Annotated in this window: 23 protein-coding genes and 3 pseudogenes; 21 read left to right on the forward strand and 5 right to left on the reverse strand. The window is 25.2% G+C overall.

Annotated features, from left to right (window positions below):
• Window positions 1-16 precede the first annotated feature (16 nt).
• From AYWB_RS01370 to AYWB_RS03665, 17 genes and pseudogenes are all read left to right on the forward strand, one after another.
• Window positions 17-823: a hypothetical protein gene (locus AYWB_RS01370; protein WP_011412560.1), complete on the forward strand. Its 807-nt coding sequence runs from the start codon at window positions 17-19 to the stop codon at window positions 821-823.
• Window positions 824-843: 20 nt separating this feature from the next.
• On the forward strand, window positions 844-1107 hold the full coding sequence (locus AYWB_RS01375; protein ID WP_011412561.1) for an SVM family protein: 264 nt from the start codon (window positions 844-846) through the stop codon (window positions 1105-1107).
• A gap of 105 nt (window positions 1108-1212) precedes the next feature.
• Window positions 1213-1849 (forward strand): annotated as a pseudogene (locus tag AYWB_RS04520) (lambda-exonuclease family protein).
• A 58-nt stretch (window positions 1850-1907) separates the two neighbouring features.
• Complete coding sequence (tmk, locus tag AYWB_RS01385; RefSeq protein WP_011412563.1) at window positions 1908-2537, forward strand: dTMP kinase; 630 nt, start codon at window positions 1908-1910, stop codon at window positions 2535-2537.
• On the forward strand, window positions 2521-2664 hold the full coding sequence (locus AYWB_RS04050) for a hypothetical protein (RefSeq protein ID WP_187321651.1): 144 nt from the start codon (window positions 2521-2523) through the stop codon (window positions 2662-2664). Before tmk ends, AYWB_RS04050 begins: the two co-directional genes overlap by 17 nt.
• Before the next feature lie 37 nt (window positions 2665-2701).
• A complete protein-coding gene (locus AYWB_RS01390; protein ID WP_011412564.1) occupies window positions 2702-3313 on the forward strand; it encodes a hypothetical protein in 612 nt (203 codons plus the stop codon).
• 17 nt (window positions 3314-3330) lie between these two features.
• Complete coding sequence (locus AYWB_RS01395; RefSeq protein ID WP_011412565.1) at window positions 3331-4833, forward strand: replicative DNA helicase; 1503 nt, start codon at window positions 3331-3333, stop codon at window positions 4831-4833.
• 25 nt (window positions 4834-4858) lie between these two features.
• Window positions 4859-6184, forward strand: coding sequence for a toprim domain-containing protein (locus AYWB_RS01400; protein ID WP_011412566.1), 1326 nt, complete (start codon window positions 4859-4861; stop codon window positions 6182-6184).
• Between the two features lie 158 nt (window positions 6185-6342).
• Entirely contained in the window at window positions 6343-6972 is a 630-nt protein-coding gene (locus AYWB_RS01405; RefSeq protein WP_041639824.1) for a hypothetical protein, read from the forward strand.
• Window positions 6973-7456: 484 nt separating this feature from the next.
• The gene (locus AYWB_RS01410; protein WP_011412568.1) at window positions 7457-8422 is read left to right on the forward strand and encodes an IS3 family transposase; all 966 of its coding nucleotides are present in this window, start codon (window positions 7457-7459) and stop codon (window positions 8420-8422) included.
• A gap of 391 nt (window positions 8423-8813) precedes the next feature.
• The gene (locus AYWB_RS01415; RefSeq protein WP_011412569.1) at window positions 8814-10058 is read left to right on the forward strand and encodes a replication-associated recombination protein A; all 1245 of its coding nucleotides are present in this window, start codon (window positions 8814-8816) and stop codon (window positions 10056-10058) included.
• A gap of 502 nt (window positions 10059-10560) precedes the next feature.
• Window positions 10561-11526 (forward strand): IS3 family transposase, encoded by a 966-nt coding sequence (locus tag AYWB_RS01420; RefSeq protein ID WP_011412570.1) that lies wholly within the window; start codon window positions 10561-10563, stop codon window positions 11524-11526.
• Between the two features lie 333 nt (window positions 11527-11859).
• Window positions 11860-12126, forward strand: a pseudogene (locus tag AYWB_RS04250) (sigma-70 family RNA polymerase sigma factor); the annotation flags it as partial.
• 60 nt (window positions 12127-12186) lie between these two features.
• Window positions 12187-12861, forward strand: coding sequence for a UvrD-helicase domain-containing protein (locus AYWB_RS04255; RefSeq protein WP_011412572.1), 675 nt, complete (start codon window positions 12187-12189; stop codon window positions 12859-12861).
• Between the two features lie 861 nt (window positions 12862-13722).
• The gene (locus tag AYWB_RS04260; protein ID WP_011412574.1) at window positions 13723-14232 is read left to right on the forward strand and encodes a hypothetical protein; all 510 of its coding nucleotides are present in this window, start codon (window positions 13723-13725) and stop codon (window positions 14230-14232) included.
• 300 nt (window positions 14233-14532) lie between these two features.
• Window positions 14533-14676 carry a hypothetical protein gene (locus AYWB_RS03915; protein WP_160122694.1) on the forward strand — a complete coding sequence of 48 codons (144 nt, stop codon included), beginning with the start codon at window positions 14533-14535 and terminating at the stop codon, window positions 14674-14676.
• A 26-nt stretch (window positions 14677-14702) separates the two neighbouring features.
• Entirely contained in the window at window positions 14703-15200 is a 498-nt protein-coding gene (locus AYWB_RS03665; RefSeq protein ID WP_011412575.1) for an SVM family protein, read from the forward strand.
• 228 nt (window positions 15201-15428) lie between these two features.
• On the opposite strand, the gene AYWB_RS01440 is transcribed toward AYWB_RS03665, so the two are convergent.
• The 5 genes and pseudogenes from AYWB_RS01440 to AYWB_RS03675 form a co-directional block, all read right to left on the reverse strand.
• On the reverse strand, window positions 15429-15749 hold the full coding sequence (locus AYWB_RS01440) for an SVM family protein (RefSeq protein WP_011412576.1): 321 nt from the start codon (window positions 15747-15749) through the stop codon (window positions 15429-15431).
• Window positions 15750-16297: 548 nt separating this feature from the next.
• Window positions 16298-16441, reverse strand: a complete 144-nt coding sequence (locus AYWB_RS04265; protein ID WP_238374424.1) for a hypothetical protein — start codon at window positions 16439-16441, stop codon at window positions 16298-16300.
• Window positions 16442-16522: 81 nt separating this feature from the next.
• A complete protein-coding gene (locus tag AYWB_RS04400; RefSeq protein ID WP_274376787.1) occupies window positions 16523-16657 on the reverse strand; it encodes a hypothetical protein in 135 nt (44 codons plus the stop codon).
• Between the two features lie 863 nt (window positions 16658-17520).
• Window positions 17521-18207: a DUF2963 domain-containing protein gene (locus tag AYWB_RS01450; RefSeq protein ID WP_011412578.1), complete on the reverse strand. Its 687-nt coding sequence runs from the start codon at window positions 18205-18207 to the stop codon at window positions 17521-17523.
• Between the two features lie 823 nt (window positions 18208-19030).
• Window positions 19031-19956, reverse strand: a pseudogene (locus AYWB_RS03675) (IS3 family transposase).
• A 259-nt stretch (window positions 19957-20215) separates the two neighbouring features.
• Between AYWB_RS03675 and AYWB_RS04270 the strand changes: the two are divergent.
• The 4 genes from AYWB_RS04270 (at window position 20216) to prfB (ending at window position 26306) form a co-directional block, all read left to right on the forward strand.
• Entirely contained in the window at window positions 20216-20470 is a 255-nt protein-coding gene (locus AYWB_RS04270) for a hypothetical protein (RefSeq protein WP_011412582.1), read from the forward strand.
• A 1197-nt stretch (window positions 20471-21667) separates the two neighbouring features.
• Window positions 21668-22177, forward strand: coding sequence for an NUDIX hydrolase (locus tag AYWB_RS01475; protein ID WP_011412583.1), 510 nt, complete (start codon window positions 21668-21670; stop codon window positions 22175-22177).
• 505 nt (window positions 22178-22682) lie between these two features.
• Entirely contained in the window at window positions 22683-25190 is a 2508-nt protein-coding gene (gene secA / locus AYWB_RS01485) for a preprotein translocase subunit SecA (protein WP_011412585.1), read from the forward strand.
• A gap of 3 nt (window positions 25191-25193) precedes the next feature.
• Window positions 25194-26306, forward strand: coding sequence for a peptide chain release factor 2 (gene prfB / locus AYWB_RS01490; protein ID WP_011412586.1), 1113 nt, complete (start codon window positions 25194-25196; stop codon window positions 26304-26306).
• Window positions 26307-26342: the final 36 nt, after the last annotated feature.

The raw sequence follows: 26342 nt of genomic DNA on the forward strand, positions 1-26342 counted from the left end.
GGAAATTTAAGATAGAATGGAATTATTTAAGATATTAACTATTGTATTTTTTTTGGGTATCATTTTTGGGTCAATCCCTTTATGGATTTGGTTTATTCAAAAACGAGAAAATACAAATAGGATTAAAAAAGTCAATATAAAGACGGGTTTGATTATTTATTATGTCATGATGTCTGTTTCAGTTTTTGGATTTGGAGTATTTTTATTTTTAGATAATAAATATGATATAATCAAATCAAAACCTAAAATCTACGAAATTCCCTCAACCAAAATAGAAACCCAAGAGGAGTGGTTTCAAACAAAAAGCGGTGCAAAATACACATATAATGAAAATAATTTACAAAAAAATAATAATAAAAGTTGGCTATTAACCGATATCGCGCAAGAAGGTGTTCCGATGATTAAAAGAACTTACACCTTCTACGGCCTCTACGGCCTAGGACGCGGTCACCACCGCGAACACGAACCCGCCGACCTCGCCCTATTTGTAAAAAACCCATTTGACAAATGGTACGATGAGGGTATGCGAGTAGATGAGTTTGATGGTTTCTACACAAAAGAAAAACAAAATGATTCACAATTTGGTGGGGGCAATGGTGTTCGTATAGATCCATCAAATCATTACATAAAACTCAAATACGAAGGCCCCAAACACCTACTCGAAGAAGATAAAGACTTTTTCATGGATGAAGTAAACTGCACCTCAAACGAAAGAAGTCCTGAAGGCGTTTTGAAAAGCAAAACCTACTACCTACACTTCAACCCCAAACAAGGCTACATCACCCTATATACCCAAAAACACAACACAAAAGAAAATAAATAAAAAACAGAAAAGAGAGAAAAATGTTAATTTTTAGATTAAAAAAACAATTATATTTATTAATAATAGTTCTATTTACTTTTTTAGGATTATTTTTTATCACCAATAATCATCAAGTAATGGCAATGGAAAAAAATAAACCCCTTCAAACGATTTATAACATTGAAACCAAAAATGTTAGAATAAATCCAAATAAACCCATAAAAATTAGTTATTATGTTAAAGATAAAAATTTATCATTAGAAGATATGGCGAAAAACATAAATATAATAAATAAATTAAAATAATCCCAATTAAAAAACAATTTAATATATATTTAATACAAATATTAACAACCCCCAAAACCAACAAATAAATCCAACCCAAGACTCTCATCACGAGAGTCTTTTTTTATACCCAACCTCAACCAAAGAACCTCAACAATGGTACCAACATCGCCAAAAATACATTAACGCCTCCGAAATAGTTAGCATCACGGGCAATGATAAATTTATAACCTTAGCCGCCCAATTAGTCCGTGACAAAATATTTAGAACTGCTTTTACCACCAACAAATACACCTAACATGGAAACAAAACCGAACCCTTAGCGTGTAGTTTCTTTGAAAAAACCACTAATCTAAAATTTCCCGATACCATCTTTACCGACGATAAAGTCCAAATGTTTCCATCCTCACTTGATGGATACAACTCAAAAACCAACACTTTATTAGAAATCAAATTCCCTTATGTTAACGAATTCAACACCACACCCCCATCTTGGAACGGCTTTTTTGCAAACAAAGAAGTCCCTAAAAACTACTGGGCTCAAGTTCAATGTCAACTCTACTGTAGCCAAGTTAAATTCGCTTATTTTTTAATTTATTTTAATGACACAAATTATCATGTAGTTCGCATTTACCAAGATAATAACTTCATTAATAAAATGATTAAAGACAGTAAAAAATATTTAGAATTACTACATAACACAAAAAAAGAATTATCACAAACAATTTATTTAAAACAATTAACCAAACTAAATCACAAATAAGACCTTCAAATTGAAGGTCTTTTTTTATACCCAAAATTAGATTAAAAGGAGAATTACAATGAAATTAATTATATTCGAAGGATTAGACGGTAGCGGAAAAACAGGTTTAATAAAAAGCGTTAAGCACGGATTAAAAAAACAAGGAAAAGAAGTAATCGTTATTCGCGGATTAGGAAGTTCTACAATTGGGGAATCCATACGCGAAACATTTTTAACGCATAACAAATTACACAATTTAACTAGATATTTTTTAAGTTTCGCCAATATGATTCAAACCCAAGAAGAACTCATCAAACCCCACTTAGAAACAAACAAAATCATTTTAGTTGACCGTTGGTTAGGCTCTAATTTCGCCTATCGCGTATATCCTAATCGAATTGATAAAAAATATTATTTTTTTAACAATTTAACTAAATTATTTATTAAACCAAATTTAACAGTTTATTTAAAAATCGACCCACAAACAGGGCTAAACCGCAAAGCAAATCAAACTAATCACACACTCGATGTTATTGAAACAAGCCCATTATCATATTTTTATCAAGTAGAAAAAGGTTTTCAAGAGTTTTTAAACAAAAAACTAGGTCCCCAAATTATTTTAAATGCAATGGAACCCAAAACTTGGAAATCCAACACAAAACAAATAATCAAAAAAATAGGAGAAATATCAAATGGAAATAATAATTAAGAAAAAATACCAAAACGGTAATCTATATATCCATTATAGCAACGGTAAAATCAAAACTATTAAAAAAGATGGCACCATTCGATGGCGTACTAAAAAAATAAATTTCAAAAACCCCAAAAGACTCTAACCAAGAGTCTTTTTTTTATTTAGAAAGGAATAATCAAATGAATCAATTAAATAATTTACATTTCAACAATATCAATGTTTTTAACCACCAATCTTTATGTGTTGACATCACCAAACTTATAATCCAACCCTCATTATTCAACCAACCATTTAATGAGTATATGACACAAACCCACAATCTCCTAAACGAATATCTCCAAAACAACCACTACAATTCACAAAGTCAAAAATCAATCCGTGGTAAAATCAATGAATATTTAATTTTGTTATATCTAAACAATAAAGGAATCACCCATTTATACCCCCAATCACATTTATTTTTTATACCTGACATTAAATTCGATTTGGTTTTATTCACTAAAACCAAACGAATAATGGCCTTCAATTTCAAAACCTGCCTCCGAGACCGTTATAAACAAGCCATGGTAGAAGGTCAACAATTAAAAAAACTAGATACACGCTTTGAATTCTATCTATTAACTAATAATGGAACGGAAACCCAAAGACTCAACAACAAAATAAATCAAGGAAAAGTCCAAGGTATAAACGAGGTAATTAATCTATTTTCCAATTCAGCCGATAAATTCTTACAAAACTTACTTACCAACGAATTCATCCCCTTTTCTAATATCAATATAATTAAAAAATAATAACCAAGGAGTAAAAAATGAATCAATTAACTAACGAACAACGCGCTTTACAACAATTAATAACTTATATCGAACAAGGCCAATGGGAAAAGTTGAACCTTTACTGTCAAATAATCAACCCCAAAACTCTGCTTAACCCTCAAAATACAAAAATATTTTCAGCTTTTAAATATTTGTTTTTAGAAAAACAAACAACTCATCCATTTGACAAAATTACTACCAAATCCGTTATTATCCAAGAATTACTAACATATCTACAAGCTAATTTCCCAAAAGATAAATTCACTTTGGAATCATTAAATTATTTGAATGATGATTTTAATAACCAAAACAACACTCATGTGTTAGACAACCTTAAACACACTTACACCCAAGAAAAACTATTTCAAAAATTAATAAAAATCATCAGCCCCACATACGAAAACCAAGACCCATACCACAAAAATTTATATTACCAAGAAATATTTGATAAATTAAGAAACTTTATCTCTTCAATCCCCCACAAATCTGATAAAACACTATTTAATCTAAACCAAATGGTCTCTTTACATCCTGAATTTTTTGACACCGACAACCAAGCAAAACAAAAAATCCAAGAAGAATATTACCGCTTATCGGAAACTTTTAAAGGACTTAACCAATCTACAAATGGATTTAAAAAAGGCCAAATAATAACTATTGGAGGCTATACTGGTTTAGGAAAAACAACTTTTGTTTACAATCTTCTTTTAGATATCGCCAAAACCAAACACCAAGAAAATTCTTGCTATCCTCATATGTTGGTTTTTTCTTATGAAATGACCTTAGAAGAAAATTTAAATCGTTTATTAGCCCACCAAACTCAAATTCCTCTAGATGTTATTTTAGATAAAAATTTTGAAGATACCAATATCACACCTCTCAAATACACGGAAAGGATGAAAATAGCAAAACAATTTTTCGCCAACATAAATTTATCATTTAGTTATGATAAAAGCAAAAATATTGATTATGTAATCGATTTAGTTTATCGCCTTCATTTTGAAAAACAAGTAGAAATTATCGTCATTGACCACCTTCAAATAACCAAAACTACAAATCACTTAGAAAACGACCGTCTAGCCATTGACGAAATTATGACTAAACTCAAACAATTAGCCATTGAATTAAACATTGTTATTGTCATTTTATCTCAATTTTCAAGAGATACATACAGCAATTACCAAGGTAAATCACCAGAAATAACAGCATTAAAAGGAAGTGGGGGAATTGAAACTAACTCCGATATCGTCTTAATGATGTCTGAATTCCAACCCAAACTATTCAAAGACAAAGAAAAACCCATAAATATATATAATTCAACCTTAGAAGAAATATATTCAGACTATAATGACAATGAAAATCAAAAAATAATCGAAGTATGTATCAAAAAAAATAGAAGTGGTACCAAAAAAACCTTAGTTTATCACTTTGAAATGACCACTCAAACCTTCCAAGAAATCGGTTATGTTTTGCCTTATAAAATAGAAACTTATTATTAATCAAAAAAACTAGGAGTTAAAATAAATGAATTATCAAGAAAAAATAAAACACATCCAAACTAATTTCCCTATGACTGTTTTATTAAAAAAACTAAACATTATACCCACAAACTTCAATACCAAATATCGTTTCCCTTGTCCCATCCATCAGGGACAAAACCCAACTTGTTGCCATTTAACTTCAGATAATAAAATTCATTGTTGGAAATGTTGTAAAGATTACGATATTATTGATGTTTATATGGAAATAAGAGGAATTAAAACCTTCAATAACGCTCTTGAAAAAATCAATAACTTTATGAAAAATCAAGAATTTAAAAACTTAATCCAACAACAAACTTCAACCCCTAATATTTCTTGCGAACCTTTTAAATATCAATTCCACCACAATAAAATCAACAACCCAATTGATGAAAAAGAAATTAACGCTACAAAAACACAATTATTTAAAGAAATATCACCTTTATTTAACCAAATTAGAGATTATTATCATTATTTATTAACCACTAACCGAAATAATGAATCTCACCTAGGATTAGAATATTTAACCCAAAAAAGAAAATTAACTCTAGAAACTATTAAAGAATTTAAACTAGGTTATGCCCCATTATCTGATAAACCTTTGTCCTTTCGTTTAGTAAATTATTGTAAAAAGCAAAATATCGATACAACAAAATTAATCGAATATGGTTTTATCAAAGATAAAACCAATCAACAAAATAAAACATATTATCACGATACTTTTCATGGTTCCATCATTATCCCCATTGAAAACGGATATAATAAAACATTTCATTTTTATCAAAATAACTTTCGCGAAGTTTCTTATTTCCAACCTAAATATAAATCACTCAATAATTTTAGTCAAACACCTACTTTTCATTTCAGTTATCGTTTTTTTGAAGCGTTACCTTCTATTAAACAAACGAAAACCATCATTATTCATGAAGGTTTTTTCGATGTCATTAGTTGTTGGCAAAACAATATTAAAAACGTTGTCGGTCTCATTTGTGTCACTCAACTACTTTCTAAATCACAAATAGAAATTCTAAAAAAAGAAAATATCAAAGTAATTATTGCCTTAGATAATGATGAAACAGGTCAAAAACGAAGTGAAGCCTTAGGAGAACAACTTAAAGAAGAAAATATTATTTACGAAATTAGACGTATTTTACCACCTTATGATAAAACTTGTAAAGATGTTGATGATTTATTACGCCAATTCGGAAAAGAAGCATATCAAAAATGTTTTTTAGACCCATACATTACTTATGAAGAGGCTAAAAATAAAATCATAGTCGATTTAGCTATTTATTTTTTTGGAAAAGACAAAGTAGAAATAATTGATTAAAATTATTGCTTTTTAACTAATATATTAAACCTTACATGTATAATAACATTAAAATACCCCCAAACACGCGCATATACCCTAAATTTTGCGATTTTATTTTTCGCAAATTTGGGGATTTTTATTTTTATAACAAAAAACCAAATAAAAAGGAGAAAAAAATGAAAAACGAAACAAATCAAGGAATCATTAGGGGCGGTTGGGAAACAAAATCAACACCTAACGACTTAGTTCAAATCAAAAACTTTTTACAAATATTAAAAGGAGAATTATTAAATATTACAATTGTTTCTCATTCTAAAAAGAAAAATTCCTATCAACAAGCAAACTACCGCCCAAAAAACCAAACTCTATTTGTAGACCCTCAAATCTTAGATGAAATGAAAAAGTATAGAATAGAAATAATCAAAACTCACTCTCCCGAAAATAATAATAATAATCAAACCCTAACCAACCCCATAACACCCCCAAAACACCAAAATAATACCCTTAAAACACAATTCCCTATCTTCCAAATTAATTATCTCAACGAACAAAAAGACTATATTAAAGAATTAATAAGTAAGATACCCATAGACAAACTAGACACTTTGAAATTATATAAATTAGATGACAAAAAAGTAGATAAATATAACAATCCTATAAAAACAAATTATAAAAAAGGATTAAATGTTATTTATTATCAATTGGAAGATTTAAAACACATCAAATTATTTTTAACCAAAAATAAACAAGGCTATCGGGTTAAAAAAATACATCCCATGTATAAATATATATCCAAAATCAAATAAACACTTCACTAACAGTTTTATAACACTTCACTAACAGTTTTATAACACTTCACTAACAGTTTTATAACACTTCACTAACAGTTTTATAACACTTCACTAACAGTTTTATAACACTTTCAATATCTAAAATACTTTAAAAAACCAACCTTTTTAAGGAGTGATATTTTATATATTATATCGATAATGATAATGATACTCGATATTTGATATTATCGTTGTATCTTTTATCTATCATTATTATTTTTCGATATATAAATAACTCCCTATTTTTCCTTTCCATTATAAATATAGTTGTTTAAAATTATCCAAACACAATACCCTAACGCGCTGAAGCGCTAATAACAATCATAAGTACACACAAACACAATAAAGAATAAATAAAAATCCCCCAGTTGCGCGCGACCCCCTTTTTTAAATAAATATAATCATTCAGAGTTATAATGGTTATGTATATGATATAAAAAAAGGAAACAATATTTAAATCATGAAAAAAATAGCTAAAATAATAGAAAAAGAAATCCACAAAAATAAATTATTACAAACTCTAATGAAAAAAAATCAAAAAACTGATAAAAAAACAGTTTTTGAATTAGTTAAACAATTTAATCAAAAACTAAATTTAACAACCATTTTAAAAACTATCCGAACAAAAAGAAGCACTTATTATTATTGGTTGAAAGTCGAAAATCAAATCAAAGCCAAAAAAGAAAAATATTTATTACAACAAAATCGCATTAAAGCTTTATGTTTACACGAACAATATTTTTACGGTCATCGTAAAATCACTGATTTATACCAAAAAACTTTTAATGAACTCATTACCAAGAAAAAAGTTTATACTATTATGAAAGAAAACGGTATTTTTTGTCGTTTAAGAATTAAAAAAAATAAATATAATTATAAAAATAATTTAAAAGCTAAATTAAAAGTAGTAGATAATTTAATTAATCAAGATTTTATATCAATAGCCCCTTTACAAAAACTCTTTACAGATATCACTTATTTCAAAACTCCACAAGGATTTTTATATTTTTCTTGTATTATTGATTCTTTTAACAACCAAATCATCGCTTCCCACACTTCAAAATATCAAAATAAAGAATTAGTTTTAAATACAATCAAAAAATTACCTCCATTAAAAGAACCTTGTATTATTCACTCAGACCAAGGAACAGTTTATCAATCACAAAAAGTCCAACAAACTTTAACGAAAAAAGGTTTTTTAATCAGTATGTCAAGAAAAGCAACTCCACGTGATAACGCCGTAATTGAAAACTTTTTCGGCCAAATGAAAACAATCTTACAACATCAACATCCTTTTTTATTTCAAAAATCAACCAAAAAAGTAAAAAAAATAATCAATTATTTCCCTAATTTTTGGAATAATCAATGGATTTTAGCTAAATTAAATTATTTATCTCCTTCTCAATATTGTCAAAATCTTATATAAATTATTTTTTAATTTATTTTAATGTTTAGCCTTGAAAAAGAGGTTACCTTTTTGCACATTTTTTGACCAAAATAACATAATTACGTAAAAAAATAATTATAATTTCATTTTCTTAACGGAATTTTAACTTTTTTTACTTAAATATATAGTGTAAGGTAAAATATTTAAAAAAAATATCTTTTTGAAACTAAAGAATTATCAAAAAAAGTTTATACACTTTTTTAAATAAAAACAATATTTCCTTAGTTTGAAAAGATATGAAATTATCTAATTATTTTTAAGTCTTAAAGAATAATTTTAGAGACAAAAGTTGTCTAAAAAAAACGTAACAGTGCAAATATACTCATAAAAAAAATTTAATTAAAATCTAAATATACAAAGGAAAGAAAAAATGTTCAAAAAACCATTAGCATTTGCTTTGCGTCCGTCAACAATAACTGATATCATTGGACAAAGTCATCTTATTAATGATCAAAATGGTATTATTTCGAGAATGTTAAAAAATAATTACGCTAGTTCTTTAATTTTTTATGGTGTTCCAGGTATTGGAAAAAGTAGCCTTGCCCAGGTATTAGCTAATGATTTACAAATTAAGTATGATATTTTTAATGCTGCAATTGATAAAAAATCTAAGTTAGAAAAAATTATTCAACAAGCATTAAATTTTAAAAAATTTATTCTTATTATAGAAGAAATCCATAGAATGAATAAAGATCGTCAAGATATTTTATTGCAATACTTAGAAAACGGTCATTTAATTATGTTTGCTTGCACTACTGAAAACCCATATTTTGTAATTAATCCGAGTATTCGTTCAAGAGTTAACATCATTAAATTAGAAAGAATTACGACCGAAGAAATGTTAACAGGATTAAATAAGTTAATCGTTAATAAAAAACTACCATTAAATATTCTACAAGATGCTTTATTATTGATTTGTCAATTGTCTAGTGGGGATTTACGTATTGCCATTAATATGTTAGAATTGTGTTTACATTTATATCCTGGAGAAGAAATTACAAAAAAAATTATTAAAAAAATTTCTTCATCAGCTAATTTAATAAATTTTAAAGATAACGATGAGCATCACAATTTAAAGTCAGCATTACAAAAATCTATTAGAGGTAGTGATGTTGATGCAGCTTTACATTATTTTGCAAGATTATTAGCAAGTGGTGATCATGAAGCGTTAATAAGAAGAATGTTAATTACCGCTTATGAAGATATTGGATTAGCTAATCCAATGATTATTATACATGTAAAAACAGCGATTGATGCTTTTCGTCAAATTGGATTACCAGAAGGACGTATTCCTTTAGGATTGGCAATTATTGAAATGTGTTTAAGCGAAAAATCAAATAGTGCTTATTTAGCATCTAATAAAGCTTATGAAGATGTTCTGCAAGGTAATGTTTTTAATATACCAAAACATTTACAAGATACTAGTTATAATTCAGCAAGTAAATTAGGTATTGGTTTTGATTATAAATATCCTCATAATTTTCCAAATAATTATGTTAATCAACAATATTTACCACAAGAAATAAAAGAATTGATTTATTATATACCTAAATTACACAGCGAGTATGAAAAAAAAATTAATAAAATACATGAAAAATTTAAACAAAATATATAATGTTTTAAAATTTTTTAATAATTCCGAACAAGGTTTCTGATTATAATGGTTATCTTTGGTAACAAAATTTACAAAAAAAGTTTTTAATTAGTATCTATCGTACTAGTTGTCTCAATTATAATTAGATGAACTAATATTAATTTAGCAATTTAAAATAGTATTTTCAAGAATTTAAACGTTTTTATAATCAAAAATGGTTAATTAAAAAAACTTAATTAACAAAACTCCTTAATTTTTTTAAAAAATCAAACTATTAATAATAAAATAAAGATTTAATTAAATAGATTATATTTTATCTATTTATAGTTATTAAATAAGCGCTTTAGCGCGCTAATCTTTTTGTTTAATATATAATAATCAATACTTGGTAAGGCAATTAATTTAAAAAATTAAAGTTGATTTGATGATTGAAATAAATTAAAAAAATAAAATTACCTAAAAAGAGGTTTCTATTATATCAATAAATAATAATGATATAAAAAAGGGAAACGATATTTAAATCATGAAAAAAATAGAAAAAATAATAGAAAAAGAAATCCACAAAAATAAATTATTACAAGCTCTAATGAAAAAAAATCAAAAAACTGATAAAAAAACAGTTTTTGAATTAGTTAAACAATTTAATCAAAAACTAAATTTAACAACCATTTTAAAAACTATCCGAACAAAAAGAAGCACTTATTATTATTGGTTGAAAGTCGAAAATCAAATCAAAGCCAAAAAAGAAAAATATTTATTACAACAAAATCGCATTAAAGCTTTATGTTTACACGAACAATATTTTTACGGTCATCGTAAAATCACTGATTTATACCAAAAAACTTTTAATGAACTCATTACCAAGAAAAAAGTTTATACTATTATGAAAGAAAACGGTATTTTTTGTCGTTTAAGAATTAAAAAAAATAAATATAATTATAAAAATAATTTAAAAGCTAAATTAAAAGTAGTAGATAATTTAATTAATCAAGATTTTATATCAATAGCCCCTTTACAAAAACTCTTTACAGATATCACTTATTTCAAAAATCCACAAGGATTTTTATATTTTTCTTGTATTATTGATTCTTTTAACAACCAAATCATCGCTTCCCACACTTCCAAATATCAAAATAAAGAATTAGTTTTAAATACAATCAAAAAATTACCTCCATTAAAAGAACCTTGTATTATTCACTCAGACCAAGGAACAGTTTATCAATCACAAAAAGTCCAACAAACTTTAACGAAAAAAGGTTTTTTAATCAGTATGTCGAGAAAAGCTACTCCACGTGATAACGCTGTAATTGAAAACTTTTTCGGCCAAATGAAAACTATCTTACAACATCAACATCCTTTTTTATTTCAAAAATTACCTGAAAAAGTTAAAAAAATAATCAATTATTTCCCTAAATTTTGGAACAATCAATGGATTTTAGCTAAATTAAATTATTCATCACCTTCTCAATATTGTCAAAATCTTATATAAATTATTTTTTAATTTATTTTAATGTTTAGCCTTGAAAAAGAGGTTACCTTTTTGCACATTTTTTTAATTAAAATAACATAATTATGTAAAAAAATAATTATAATTTCATTTTCTTACCACTTTTTTAACTTTTTTTACTTAAATATATAGTGTAAGGTAAAATATTTAAAAAAAATATCTTTTGAAACTAAAGAATTATCAAAAAAAGTTTATACACTTTTTTAAATAAAAACAATATTTCCTTAGTTTGAAAAGATATGAAATTATCTAATTATTTTTAAGTCTTAAAGAATAATTTTAGAGACAAAAGTTGTCTAAAAAAACGTAACAGTGCATGATTTCATTGCTTGCGCAACTCCAACAATAAAATCAGCAATCAACGAATTAATAAGAAAAAGCTATTCCCCTTCAATCACCCAAAAGAATCATAAATCTAATAACACTTCTTTTCAAAAAGAAAACCACACACGGCATTATCAAATTCCTAATCCTCATCAAATATATATTAAACAAGTTCATCATGAATTTTTATTAAATAAACTCAAAACCAAATTAAGCAAAAAGAAATTTAATATCATTAGATTAAGTTTTGGCATTCCTTAAGAAAAATGTTATTCATCTATTAAAATTGATTATAAAGTTTTAAAAAAATCTTTTGAATTGTTATTAAATTTGTATTATGAAAAATTAAATTATTATAATTTAATAACTTTGGATGTTTTATTAATTGAAACTAGTGATTTTATTGAATTTGTTGAAAGAAATAATGGTTTAATTTATAATCGTCCTGTTTTTATTGATGAATTTCAAGATTTAAATTATTTTTATTATTTTATAATAAAAGAACTTTTATTTAATAAACCAAATTTTTTATATTGTTTTGGTGATTATACTCAAAATATTTATAGTTCTTTTGGTTATAGTGAACGTATTTTGAAACTTTTTGTAAAAGATTTTATATCTCAAAAACATTTTTTAAATTTTAATTATCGTTCTAAAGGCATTAATATTGTTAAAGCAGCTAATGAATTAATTGATAATAAGGAATATTTACAATTATCTTTTAGTGAAAAAAAATATAGAGATTTTATAAATTTTTCTTTTTTTGATAATTTTTATCAACAAGTTAATTATTTGTGCGAAAAAATTAAAAAATCTTTAATTTATTCTACAACTGTTCTTTGCGGTAGTAATGGTAAATTACAAAAACTTAAACATGAGTTTGAAAAAACCAAATTCCTTTTACTATATCTGATAATAATAGTAAAGAAAATGAAATTGTTTTGTCAACGATACATTGATATAAAGGATATGAAAATGAATGTGTTTATTTAATTGGTTGGCAAAATCGAAATGAATCACAAGATAAAGTTTTAGAAAAAAAATTAATTTATACTGCAATAACTCGCGCTAAACATGATATTGAAATTTTAACTTTAAATGATTCTTCTATTTTTATAGATTATTTTTATTCTTTAATAAAAAAAGAATTAATTTCTGATAATTTTACAAAAGGATTAAATGATAAAATTTTTGATTTAGATTATTTAAAAATTTGTTTACCTAATTCAAAAGATATAGAAATTTATGATGAATTATCTACTACTATTAAAATTTATAATGAAAAAGTTAACCAATTAGAAAAAAACATAAAATTTAATCAAATTACTGAATCTTATTATAAGAAATGTTATTTAAAATTATGTGTTTTATTTAAGAAAATTTATAAAAATATTTATAAAGTACAAAAAAAAGATAATGGCTATTAGACTCGTTTAAAAAGGTTTAATTATTCTATGTTTGAACTTTTGGAACGAATTAAATGTTATAAAAAACATTTAAAAGAAAAAAAAGAAGAAAGGTATTTGTCATTAAGTGATGATGATTTGAAATTGGATTATTCTTTTAAAAAATAATTAAAAGAAATTAAACCAAAATCAAAAATTTTAAGGAATTATCGAGATTCTTCACAAAATGCTAAGGATAAACTTTTATATAATTTTAAAGATTCTAAAAAAATATCTTTTATTACTTTGACAGCTACTTATGATGATTTAAAAGGTAAAACTATAAAATATACTCATGAACCTGATATTATGGGGCAGGTAAGGAAACGTTTTATTCCGTTTAGTGATAAAAAATTATTTATCAAATTTATTTCAACAATTCTCTTAAAAATATTTGGTTTATTCCAAAATGCAAGATTTTCGTTATTTTTGGTCTTTGGAAACTACTAAATTAGGAGTTATTCATTATCATATTATTTTTAATATTGATGTTTTAAATTCTTTTGGTGTATATTCTCGTTATTTGTGTACTGATAAAGATTATGCTTTGGGTTTGAAAAACCAACCTATTAAAGGAAATAAGAGTATTTTTTATGATGATTATTTAATGCATAAAATAGATGAAAAAGGTAATATTAAAATACCTCAAAATTATTATGAGAAAAAGAATTTTAAAGTGTCAAAAATTACTTTGCTTTGGGCTAATGCTTATTCATCTGTTATGAATAAAAATAATATAAAACATTTATTTGAAAAAATTGAAATTAGTAAATGTAAAGTTTTTTATAAAGGCACTTTTGATAAAAAAGATTATGTTAATAAAGTTGTTTCATATGTTAGTAAATATTTTTCTAAAAATGATAAACAAATTGAATCAAATTCTAATAAAGGAATTGATTTTTATAGTCGTCATTTGTAAAGAAATAAGAAATAGAATTAAGTTCATTTCCGATGGTTAATTTTAATTTTTCTAATATATTTTAATGGAATATTAAACAAATAATTAATGATTTGTTTTTGGAAAAAATAAATAAAATTATTTATAAATTACAAAAACTTAAAAAACTTTAAATTATTGAAATTATTAATGCTATAATATAAGTAATAAGAAAAAGATTTTTTTTAAAAGAAGCAATATTTTGAAAAAAATCAGCAATCGCTTACAAAAAACCCCTTGAAAGAAAAAAGATAAAGATTATTACTTTGTTGTCGTGCATGGGTGGAAAATTCAGCATTTAAAAACGAAGATTTTCGCCTCCACTTCCACCCTGTCCTTAAAACTTTATCCATCTTCAAAGACAAACATAACAATAATAAAACCAAAGAAGTAGAAATGAAAAGAACAATCCCTGATTGGGAATAAAAAAATTAAAGGAGTTTTAATAAATAATGTTTGAATTTAAAAAACAATGTAAAATAATTTATTTTTTTTTAATAATTTTCTTAGGAATATCATTTATTTTTAGTAATAATAGAGTTATGGCAATGAATAATAATGAAGTTAGAAATATTAATGATTTATCGATTGAAGAAATAAAGAATAATATAAAAAATAAAATTGATGAAATTTTATCTCAAATTAAAAAATTATCTGATGAAATTTTACAATATGATCGACTTAATCTAAATACAATGAATTTAAAAAAGAAATTAAAATATCTAGATATAAAAATCAAAAAGTTTTATATACAAATTGGATTATGTAATACATTAATTGAAATAAATCAACAAATTTGGGATTTTTCATATAAAAGACAACAATTAATTATAAAAATAAATTCACCCGATAAAGAACATTTTGATATAGAAAATTGTAAACAAATAACAATTAAAGTTATTAAATTACAAAATAAACAAAAAGAATTAATAAAAAAATTAAAACATTAATTATTTAACAAGGCCCTCTTTGGGGTCTTTTTTTATTATCTCCAAACAACTTCAAAAAAAGAAACCTAAAACTATGTTCATAAAAAAAGATTATGTTACTTTGTAAAGGTGGTAAGATTTCTTTGATGAACATAATTTAGTTTTGCTTTCGTTTTAGATATTTTGTCAATAAAAAAAGACCATGAGGAAGGTCTTAATTAAAATAGTAAAATTTATATTAAATTATTTTTATTTATTTAGATTGTTTTGTAATATTTGTTCTAATATTAAAAGAATTTGATTTTTATCTTCTTTATCGCCATTCAACACAATCCATTTGGTTAAATTTTTAATATCGTTATTAATTAAATTTGAATATTTTTGTTTTGAATTTTCAACAAAATCTATTATTTGTTTTTCTATAACATTAATTGTATTCATCTTGTATGAAATTGATTCATTTTCATAATTAATCGCCATAACGGAATTATTATTAATAATTAAAAATAATTCTAAACTAATAAATAAAACGATTTTAAAAAATAATAAATTTGTTTTTAATTTAAACATTATATGAAATTTCCTTTGATATTAATAATAACAAATAAAATATATTTTAAATTATTTAACGTCTTCTAGGATTGTTTTGTTGATTTTGATCGTTTTGTTGCGCCATGGCGTTATGGACAATGATTTGCTGAGAAAGCGATACGACTACTTAATTCAATATTTTGTCTCACAAAATTGTTAATAACTTCTTCAGAAGAGTTATTATTTCTAGCATTAAAAATTTGTTGAACTATTCTAGTTTGTTGAAAATTTAAGTTTTGTAAAATACGAGCTTGATTTTGAAAATTAACATGATTATTATCATGTCCTTTATTTTTAGAATTGTTCTTTTTAGAACTTTCTGTTTTATCAACCGAATATATATTAGAATTGTTTTTTTGTTAAATCAATATATTGAAGATCATCATCTGATGGATTATTTTTTAACCTCTATTATTGAATTGATATTTTGTCGAGAACTTGATGTTTGGTTATCATGGTTTGTTGATACTTGATGATTATTTTTTCTTTTATTATATTTTTTGATTGCTGCTGTGATACAATTTTGTTTATGCAAAATTTCGGTTTTTTTCATTATTGAATTTGAAGTTTGTTAGTTCGTTTAGTATTGCAAATTCTGCTTGTACATATAAAGCATACTCTTCATCATTGACAATTTCGTTATTATTACTATTTTTATTTCTCATCGCCATAATATAATTATTACTAGTAATTAAAAATAATCCTACGAAAATTAATAAACAAAAATAAAATATTTTAAATTGTTTTTTGCTTTAAACATTAATTAAATCTCCTTTCAGTAATTTAATTATTTTCGTTTCGGTTAAGATAATAAAACCAATAATAGCTACCACAAGAAAAATAATTATTAAGAAAAACCATTTGATTATTTTTTTAATTTTAATCATAAGTTATTAATTTTTTCGAAGAATTTTTAATATACAGGTATTTTAAAATATTTAATTTTTTAATTAACCTTAAAACCATTTACGGAACCAAGTTCTTACAGATTTAACTTTATCATTTATTTTATCCCCTATTTTTTGGTTTATAGGTTGGAAAGAGCCTTTCTAGGTTTTTTGGTTTTTTTATGGTTTTTTGATTTGTTAATATTCTGTTTTTTTGGGTTGTTAATAAAATTTCTTGTTTTTTCAACTCGTTTTTTTAGTTACTTCATGGGCTTTTTGTTCGTCTTTTATTTGTTCTTTGAATTTGTTGATTTCATAACGGAGTTCGGCGTTTTCTTCGAGATATTTGCCAGAGGCGTTTTCTTAAAGCCTTAATGGTTCCTTCGAGAGCTTGAATATGTAGGTTTTGTTGGACCCATTTATCAATTTGTTGTTCTAATTCATCACTTAAACGATTAATTTCTTCAGCTTGTTGGTTAATGATTTGGTTTAGTTGGATGATTTATTTATCTTTTTGGGTGATTTTTTCTTGAAGGTAATAGTCTTTGTCTTCTTGTAAGAAGTGTTTAGGACCTTTGTATTTAACGATTAAGTTATTTCCGCCTGGACCTTTGTGTTTTTGTTTTTTGAAGTAGATGCAAAGAAATAATTGGCTGTTGTTTTGTTGATTGAAAATAGCATTATCAAATCCGTCTAAAGTGGTGCGGTCATAAGTTTTACCATCTTCATTCCAACGGCCAAAAGGGTTGGAGGTTTTTTTTGATGTAAATTAGTAGATTGGAAGGTTTAGTTTGAATTTCACGACGATTTTCGACCAGCTTTAATTCTTTTCTTAAACTTTCTTCTCAAGGGCCAAAACTAGTTTAGTATTTTGTAACAATATAATGGATTGTTTCTGAAATTTCTTCTTTTTCATTGTATTTATCTATGTAATCAATGTCAACGCCGTTTTTGAGATAATAAGTGTGAGAAATCTTTTTTCCAGTTTGAAGGCTATATTTGGATTCGTTGTCTATTTTGTTATTATCTTGGTAATAAATTATTTTTGTTATTTTTTGAGTATTATGATCAAGATATATGACACAAAATAAAGTTCCTTGTTGTGTAAAGTGTTTTATTTGTAGGCATTTTTTAGTTTGGGGGTTGTATTTTTCAATTAAATTAATAGTTTTTTGATCGGGGTAAAAAGTAGTTTTTTTGATTAAATTGTTTGTTATTGAACCGTATATATTTATTATTTGGGTATTTTCATTTGAGTTTATATCAATTAAATTATTTTTATTTTCATTTGGAGTTAATTTATTTTGATTAACTATTTCATTATTATTTGCTTTATTTTTTTGGATAATGGGATTTGGCATTTTAAATAATTCTTTTTTGTTAGTAAATATTTTATCTTTTTGTTTTTTATTATATAAAATAAAACCACTTAAAAATATTGTAATAACTATTAAAATAAGGCACAATATGTTAATCAATTGCCATTTATGCTTTTTTTGTTTTTGTTTGCTTTCTTTTTGGTCTTTTGTTTCTTTTTTTAAAAATTTCATAAAATTACTTTTCTTTTTTTGTGTTATAATTTGTCAAAACTCATTTACGCTAAAATTGCTAAATTGTAATTACTAAATCTTAAAATCAAAAGCACAAATCATAGATCACAAATAAGTACCCTTATTATACAACATATATTGTTATTTGCATCAATATTTTTAAAATTACTCAATATTTTGATATTTTAAAAGTTTTTATTTGCAAATTGTTAAGTTATCGACGCTTAATATACAATAAAAATAAAAGAAAGGGTTTTTATGTAAAAGTAATAATTCAACTATATATTAATTTACAAACTGGTTTGCATAAATTTTTGGTTTTATTTATTTGTTTTTCAAAATTAATAACATTATTGCAAAATAAAACTGGGTTCGTTTAATTCGTTTTGACAAAGTTTAATTAAATTAATACCATTGTCGTTTAAAATAGTTTTTTAGGTTTTAAAGTTTGAAATAATATCACACTTCCTAAAGAAGGGTTCATAATAGGTGTTGTTTCGCTGTTCCGTTTTTTTAGACAACTTTTGTCTTTAAAATTGTTCTTTAAAACTTAAAATTAAGTGATAATTTCATATCTTTTCAAACTAAGGAAATATTTTTTTAAAATTTCAAAAAGTTTCTAAAACTTTTAATAATTCATTAGTTTCAAAAGATATTTTTTTGTCATATTTTATCTTTACACTATATAGTTAGGTAAAAAAAGTTAAAAAAGTGGTAAGAAAATGAAATTATAATTATTTTTTTACGTAATTATGTTATTTTGATTAAAAAAATGCGCAAAAAGTAACCTTTTTCAAGGTTGAAAATTTGAAATAAAAAATTATTATCTAAAATTTTGACAATATTGAGAAGGTGATGAATAATTTAATTTAGCTAAAATCCATTGATTGTTCCAAAATTTGGGGAAATAATTGATTATTTTTTTAACTTTTTCAGGTGATTTTTGAAATAAAAAAGGATGTTGATGTTGTAAGATAGTTTTCATTTGGCCGAAAAAGTTTTCAATTACGGCGTTATCACGTGGAGTAGCTTTTCTTGACATACTAATAAAAAACCTTTTTTAGTTAGTGTTTGTTGGACTTTTTGTGATTGATAAACTGTGCCTTGGTCGGGATGGTGTTTAAAACTAATTCTTTATTTTGATGTTTGGAAGTGTGGGAAGCGATAATTTGGTTGTTGAAAGAATCAATAATACAAGAAAAATATAAAAATCCTTGGGGAGTTTTGAAATAAGTTATGTCGGTAAATAGTTTTTTCATGGGTTTAGTTGATATAAAGTCTTGATTAATTAAATTATCTACCACTTTTAATTTAGCTTTTAAATTATTTTTACAATAATATTTTATTTTTTTTAATTCTTAAACGATAAAAAATACCGTTTTCTTTCATAATAGTATAAATTTTTTTCTTGGTAATGTTTTCGTTAAAAGTTTTTTTGGTATAAATCAGTGATTTTACGATGACCGCAAAAATATTTTTCTTGCAAACATAAAGATTTAATGCGATTTTGTTGTACATAAGTATTTTTCTTTTTTTGGCTTTTATTTTATTTTCGACTTTCAACCAATAATAATAAGTGCTTCTTTTGGTTTTGATAGTTTTTAAAATGGTTGTTAAATTTAGTTTTTGATTAAATTGTTTAACTAATTCAAAAACAGTTTTTTATCAGTTTTTTGGTTTTTTCATTAGAGTTTGTAATAATTTATTTTTTTGTTTCTCTTTTTCTATTATTTTAGCTATTTTTTTCATGATTTAAATATTTTTTCATTTTTTTTATATCATATACATAACCATTATAACTCTGAATGATTATATTTATTTAAAAAAGGGGGTAGCGCGCAACTGGGGGATTTTTATTTTTCTTCTTCTTTTATTTATGTGTACTTATCACTTTTGATAAAAAAAATATGTTAATAAAGTTGTTTCATATATTAGTAAATATGTTTCTAAAAATGATAAACAAATTGAATCAAATTCTAATAAAGGAATTGATTTTTATAGTCGTCATTTGTTTGGATTTTCTCGTACATGTTTTTCTTGTCCTCAAGAATCTTTTTTAGCATTATTCCCTTATGATATAATTAAAGAAATAGAATTAAGTTCATTTCCAATTGTTAATTTTAATTTTTCTAATATATTTGAATGGAATATTAAAAAAATAATTAATGGAAGAAATATTAAAATTCCACATAATTTAACTTTATTGTTTAAATCTTATATGACTCCAAACCAAGTTCAAAATTCTAATTATTTTTTAGTTTAAATTTATCTAGTATTCAACCAAAAAATTATTTTCTTAATAAGAATTTTAAAAAATATTTTAAATTACAAAAACTTAAAAAAACTTTAAATTATTGAAATTATTAATGCTATAATATAAGTAATAAGAAAAAGATTTTTTTTAAAAGAAACAATATTTTGAAAAAACTCAGTAATCGCCTACAAAAATCCCTTGAAATATTTAATTTCCTTTGATTTTAGCAAAGTTTTAAAAAAACTGCTCGTAAAACAGAAAAACTCCTTAATTTTGGAGGAGCTGATGCTGAAAATATTTTAGCCAAAAACTATCAAATGAAACTTTGCAAATAGGAAAAGGTTCTGTTTCTGACCACAATATCGCTAAACATAACTTAAATAAATTCTCTCCTTATCCTTAAAAAGATTTTAATACCTTTTTACAAAAAAACAGAACATTTATTACAAAATAATAAAGATGCCTTAGATGAAATAGCATGTAAATTATTAATTAAAAAACTTTATCTCAAAAATATTTAGATGAAACTACTAAAAAATATTCTTTAAAAAATGTTATAATAAATAATATTTATAATTTTATAATAATCAAATGTTTGAAATAATACAAAACCCTTTTGTTGAGGGGATTCCTTTTTGAGTTATTATAATATTTTCGCATTTTTCACAACTAATATAAAAGTCAATATTTTTGAATAATCAAGTATTTTTAGTAGCTAAAATTAGTAAATTACTAAAAATTACCTTTTTCTCAAATTACAAAACAACAATAAAAATGAAAAAAAGTTAGCAAAAAATAACATAATATTAAAAAAAATGCTAAAATAAAATAGTAAGTATAATTTTTTTAGTTTTGTCATCTTTTATTTTGTTTGTTAAAGCGCCATTTCACTAAGCTTTCAAACAAATACAAAAAAAACTATCCTAAAAAATATTGGGAGGAAAAATATTAGCGAAAAATTAACCATTCATTAAACAAATATTTATAATAAAACAAATAATAATTGTAAATATTTTTACAAAAAATTTATTATTTGCAATTTCATTTACCTGCTATTTATGTTATCTACACTTTTTACTAATTTTACCAAAAGTATTTATTCCTTAATTCAAAAATAACTTTTTGACAATATTGACAATATTAAAATAAAAAAGCTAAAATTAAAAAAATAAATTAAAAAAGAAAGAATAGAAAAAGGTTTTTTAAATGAGCAACTATATCAACAAATTGCGCCAAAAAATTGGAAAAGACCCTTTATTTTCTCCTGGGGCTTCCGTTATTGTTTATGAAAATAATAAATATTTATTGCAATTCCGCAAAGATTTTAATGTTTGGGGGCTTCATGGTGGAGCAATGGAATTAGGAGAAACTGGAGCTGATGTTTGCGCAAGAGAACTAGAAGAAGAAACAGGTCTTAAAGCTTTAGAAATTCATCCCTTTCGTACCTATTGTGGAAAACATTTTGTTATCAATTATCCTAACGGAGATGTTGTCTATCCAGTTGTTATGGCTTTTTTAGTAACTAAAACACAAGGAAAATTAAGTCCACAAGATGATGAAGTTGCCGAACTAAAATGGTTTGATGAGGCCTCTTTGCCAATTGATGCTATGATGGAAATTGACAAAACCTTTTTAAAAGATTTTTTACAACACAAAAACCAAAACCAACCTAAAACATACAAAACCAAATTTTGTCAGGCAAAATGTTTTTTCTAAGAAAAAAATTAAAACACATTCCAAATTATTTAAAAATTATCTAGGTAGCATTTATTGTTCAAATTTTTAAAGCAATTTTTAAAATCACAAAATAAATTGTTTTAACTAAAAAGACTATCTAATGGCGGTAGTCTTTTTTTGCATTTTCTCATCGCGCACTTTTTGTTTTTTCAAACAACACCACCAAATCCACAAACAGCAAAAAATAATTAAATGATGTCCACAAATTAATAAATATATGTTAAAATAAATAATAATTGGATTATAAATAAGGGCTTTTGCTACCCAAAATATTGCCCAATTATTTTCATTTTTTCCTAAAATTGTTAATTTTTGTTTTTTCACTCAGGTTTTTGATAAAAATTAACATTATTTTATTTTCATTGCGTTTTCATTTTTTATTTTCATTTTTTAATATTGAACCAAAGCAAGAATTATTAAATACAAATTAACAACCCAAAAATTACAAATTCAAAAACTAAAAATATAAAGGATTAAAACGGTTATGTTTAATTTTTTAAAAAAAATATTTAATTCTTCCAAAAAAGCTTTAAGAAAAGCTAGAACTATAGCTAATAAAGTACAAAATTTAGAAGCCCAAATAGCTTTATTAGATGACAAAGATTTTGCTACAAAAACCGCAGAATTAAAAAAACTCTTTCAAGAAGGGAAAACCCTTAACCAACTGCTCCCCGAAGCCTATGCTCTTGCCAAAGAAGCTACCAAAAGAGTAACAGGACTTACTCCTTATTACGTTCAAATTTTGGGCGCTGTAATTTTGCACCAAGGAAATATTGCCGAGATGAAAACTGGAGAAGGAAAAACCCTTACTGCCATCATGCCTGCTTATCTTAATGCTTTAAGTGGTAACGCCGTTCACATTGTTACAGTCAACGAATACCTAGCTAAAAGAGAATTTGAAGGTAGCATCGGTGATGTTTTTCGCTTTTTGGGAATGACAGTAGGACTTAATACCAAAGACAAAGACCAAACACAAAAACAACAAGCCTATTTATGTGATGTTCTCTACACTACTAACAGTGAATTAGGTTTTGATTATTTAAGAGACAACATGGAAATTGAAGCTTCCAATTTGGTAATGAAACGCCCTTACAGCTACGCTATTGTTGATGAAGTAGACTCTATTTTAATTGATGAGGCAAGAACGCCTTTAATTATTTCTCAAAGTGTCAAAGAAACTAAAAATTTATACAAAGAAGCCCAACGTTTTGTTCGTACACTTAAAAACAGCCATTATCTTATTGAATTAGAAACTAAAACAATTGAACTTACAGAAGAAGGAATTACCAAAGCTGAAAACTTTTTTCAAATTGATAATTTATACAACATAGAACACGCCTCCTTGCTCCACCACGTCAAAAACGCCCTTAAAGCAGCTTTTACGATGCACAAAGACAAAGATTACTTAGTTGATTACAAAGATGGTCAAGTTCTAATTATTGATCAATTTACTGGACGCGCCTTGCCAGGACGACAATTTAGCGATGGTCTTCACCAAGCATTAGAAGCCAAAGAAGGGCTATTAATTAAAAAAGAAACTTCCATTGGAGCTACTATTACTTATCAAAATTTTTTCCGTCTTTATCAAAAATTGTCAGGGATGACAGGAACTGCCAAAACTGAAGAAGACGAATTTAGAGACATTTATAACATGGAAGTTATCGAAATCCCCACTAATGTTCCTATGATAAGAATTGATGAACCCGATTTTATTTTTGTTTCTTTAAAAGAAAAATACGATGCTTTAATTGAAGAATTAACTTCTCGTCACAAAAAAGGACAACCCATTTTAATTGGGACAACTACAGTAGAAGTTTCTGAAATTATTTCTAAAAAATTAAAAAAACATTCAATCAAACACGAAATTCTAAATGCCAAAAATCATTCTAAAGAAGCAGAAATTATTGCTAAGGCAGGACTTAAAAACGCAGTTACTATTGCTACTAATATGGCAGGACGTGGAACTGATATTCGTTTAGGCGAAGGTGTTAAAGAATTAGGCGGACTTTCTGTTTTAGGTACTGAAAGACATGAATCACGAAGAATTGACAATCAATTAAGAGGGCGCGCTGGACGTCAAGGAGATCCTGGTTATTCACGCTTTTTTATTTCTAGCGAAGACGAACTTGCCCAAAGATTTGGTGGCACTAGAATAGAAAAAATTATTTCTTTGCTCCAAAAAATAAGCGATTCTGAAACCAAAACTTCATCTAAAATGGTGACTAAATTTTTTACTAAAATACAAAAAAAAGTAGAATCTTCCAATTTTGACTATCGCAAATACCTCTTAAAATATGATGATATTTTACGTATTCAAAGAGAAATCATTTATAACCAAAGAAAAGAAATTTTAGTTAGTGATAAAGTAGAACAAATCGTTCAAGATTTAATGAAAAAGACCCTTAATAAAGCTATTTTTACACATTTTACCAATAAACCTAACAAATGTCAAACTCAAGCTTTAATTACTTTTTTAGAAAATAAATTTTTCCCTAAACAAACCTTTGATTTAGAAGAAGTACAAGAATTATGCAACAATCCCAAAACGAACTCTCTTGATTCTTTTCAACAATATTCATTTCAAAAAGTAAAAGATATTTTACAATCCCAAAAAGATTTTTTTGTAAAAGACCCTGAAAAAGCTCAATATTTTGCAAAAGGTCTTAAATGGATTACGTTAAAAATAATTGATAATTACTACCAACGCCACATCAATGACATGAGTTCTTTAAGGCAAGGAATTGGATTTGTAAGTTATGGACAACAAGATTCTTTCATTGAATATCAAAAAGAAGGACAAGTTTTATTCAATAACATGATTACAAAAATTGCAAACGACATTACTGCTACCATTTTAAAGTTTTCTTTTGCAGATAGTTTTCAAACGCCTCCCAAACAAAAAGTTTTTTTCAAAAATGATTCAAGTGATGATGAATCTTCTAAAAAAAGAAGAACTAGAAAAGTAAGAACTTCTAAAAAACCTTGGAATTAATTTATGGAAAAATATGAAATTAATCAAATTTTACAAAACTTGTACCAAAATCTCCAAGATTTAAAACAAGCACTTAATTTAAAAAAAACTAATCAAACAATCGAGAAATTAAATTGTGCCATGCAAAAAGAAGATTTTTGGCAAAACCCAAAAAAAGCTGTCACAATAAGCCAACAATTCAACGACTTGCAAGACAAAAAAAATACTTTAGAAATTTTAGAACAAAATTATTTAGATCTAGAAACTTTTTTTAACTTAAATGAAAGCCCAAATGAAGCTTCTGCTTTATTAGAAGAAGAACTAAAAAACCTTACTAAATCTGTTTTTGACTTCAAAATTAAAATTTTTTTGAATCAACCTTATGATATTAATAATGCTATTTTGTTATTTCATCCAGGAGCAGGAGGTACTGAATCACAAGATTGGTGCGAAATGCTTTTCCGTATGTATCAAAAATACGCTCAAAAAAAGAATTTTAAAACCGAAATTCTTGATTATCAACTAGGTGAAGGAGCGGGAGTTAAATCAGCTACTTTATTAATTAAAGGAACTTATGCTTATGGTTATCTAAAAGCGGAAAAAGGAGTTCATCGCTTGGTAAGAATTTCTCCTTTTGATTCTAATTCCAAAAGGCATACTTCTTTTGTAGCTTGTGATGTTTTACCGGAAATTAACGAAGAAATCAAAATTAATTTAAAAACAGAAGATTTGAAAATCGATGTTTTTAGAAGTAGTGGTGCAGGCGGACAACACGTAAATACTACAGATTCGGCAGTAAGAATAACTCATTTGCCAACAGGATTAGTAGTGGGTTGTCAAAACGAACGTAGTCAGATCAAAAACAAAGAAAAAGCTTTGCAAATGCTAAAAACTAAGTTATTTCAATTAGCATCAAAACAACAAAAAGAACAAAATGCTAAAAAATTTCAAAGTGATCAAAAAGAAAATGGTTGGGGTTCTCAAATTAGAAGTTATGTTTTTCACCCTTACAAAATGGTTAAAGATCACCGCACTAATCAAGAAATTTTTCAATTAGAACAAGTAATGGATGGAAACATCGACGAATTTATTAACGGATATTTAACTAAAATACCTATTAGTTCTTCTCATGAATAAAAAAAAAATACAAAGTTAATTGAAGTTTTTTAATCA

It is taken from the genome of Aster yellows witches'-broom phytoplasma AYWB, from assembly GCF_000012225.1.
Lineage (GTDB): Bacteria > Bacillota_I > Bacilli_A > Acholeplasmatales > Acholeplasmataceae > Phytoplasma.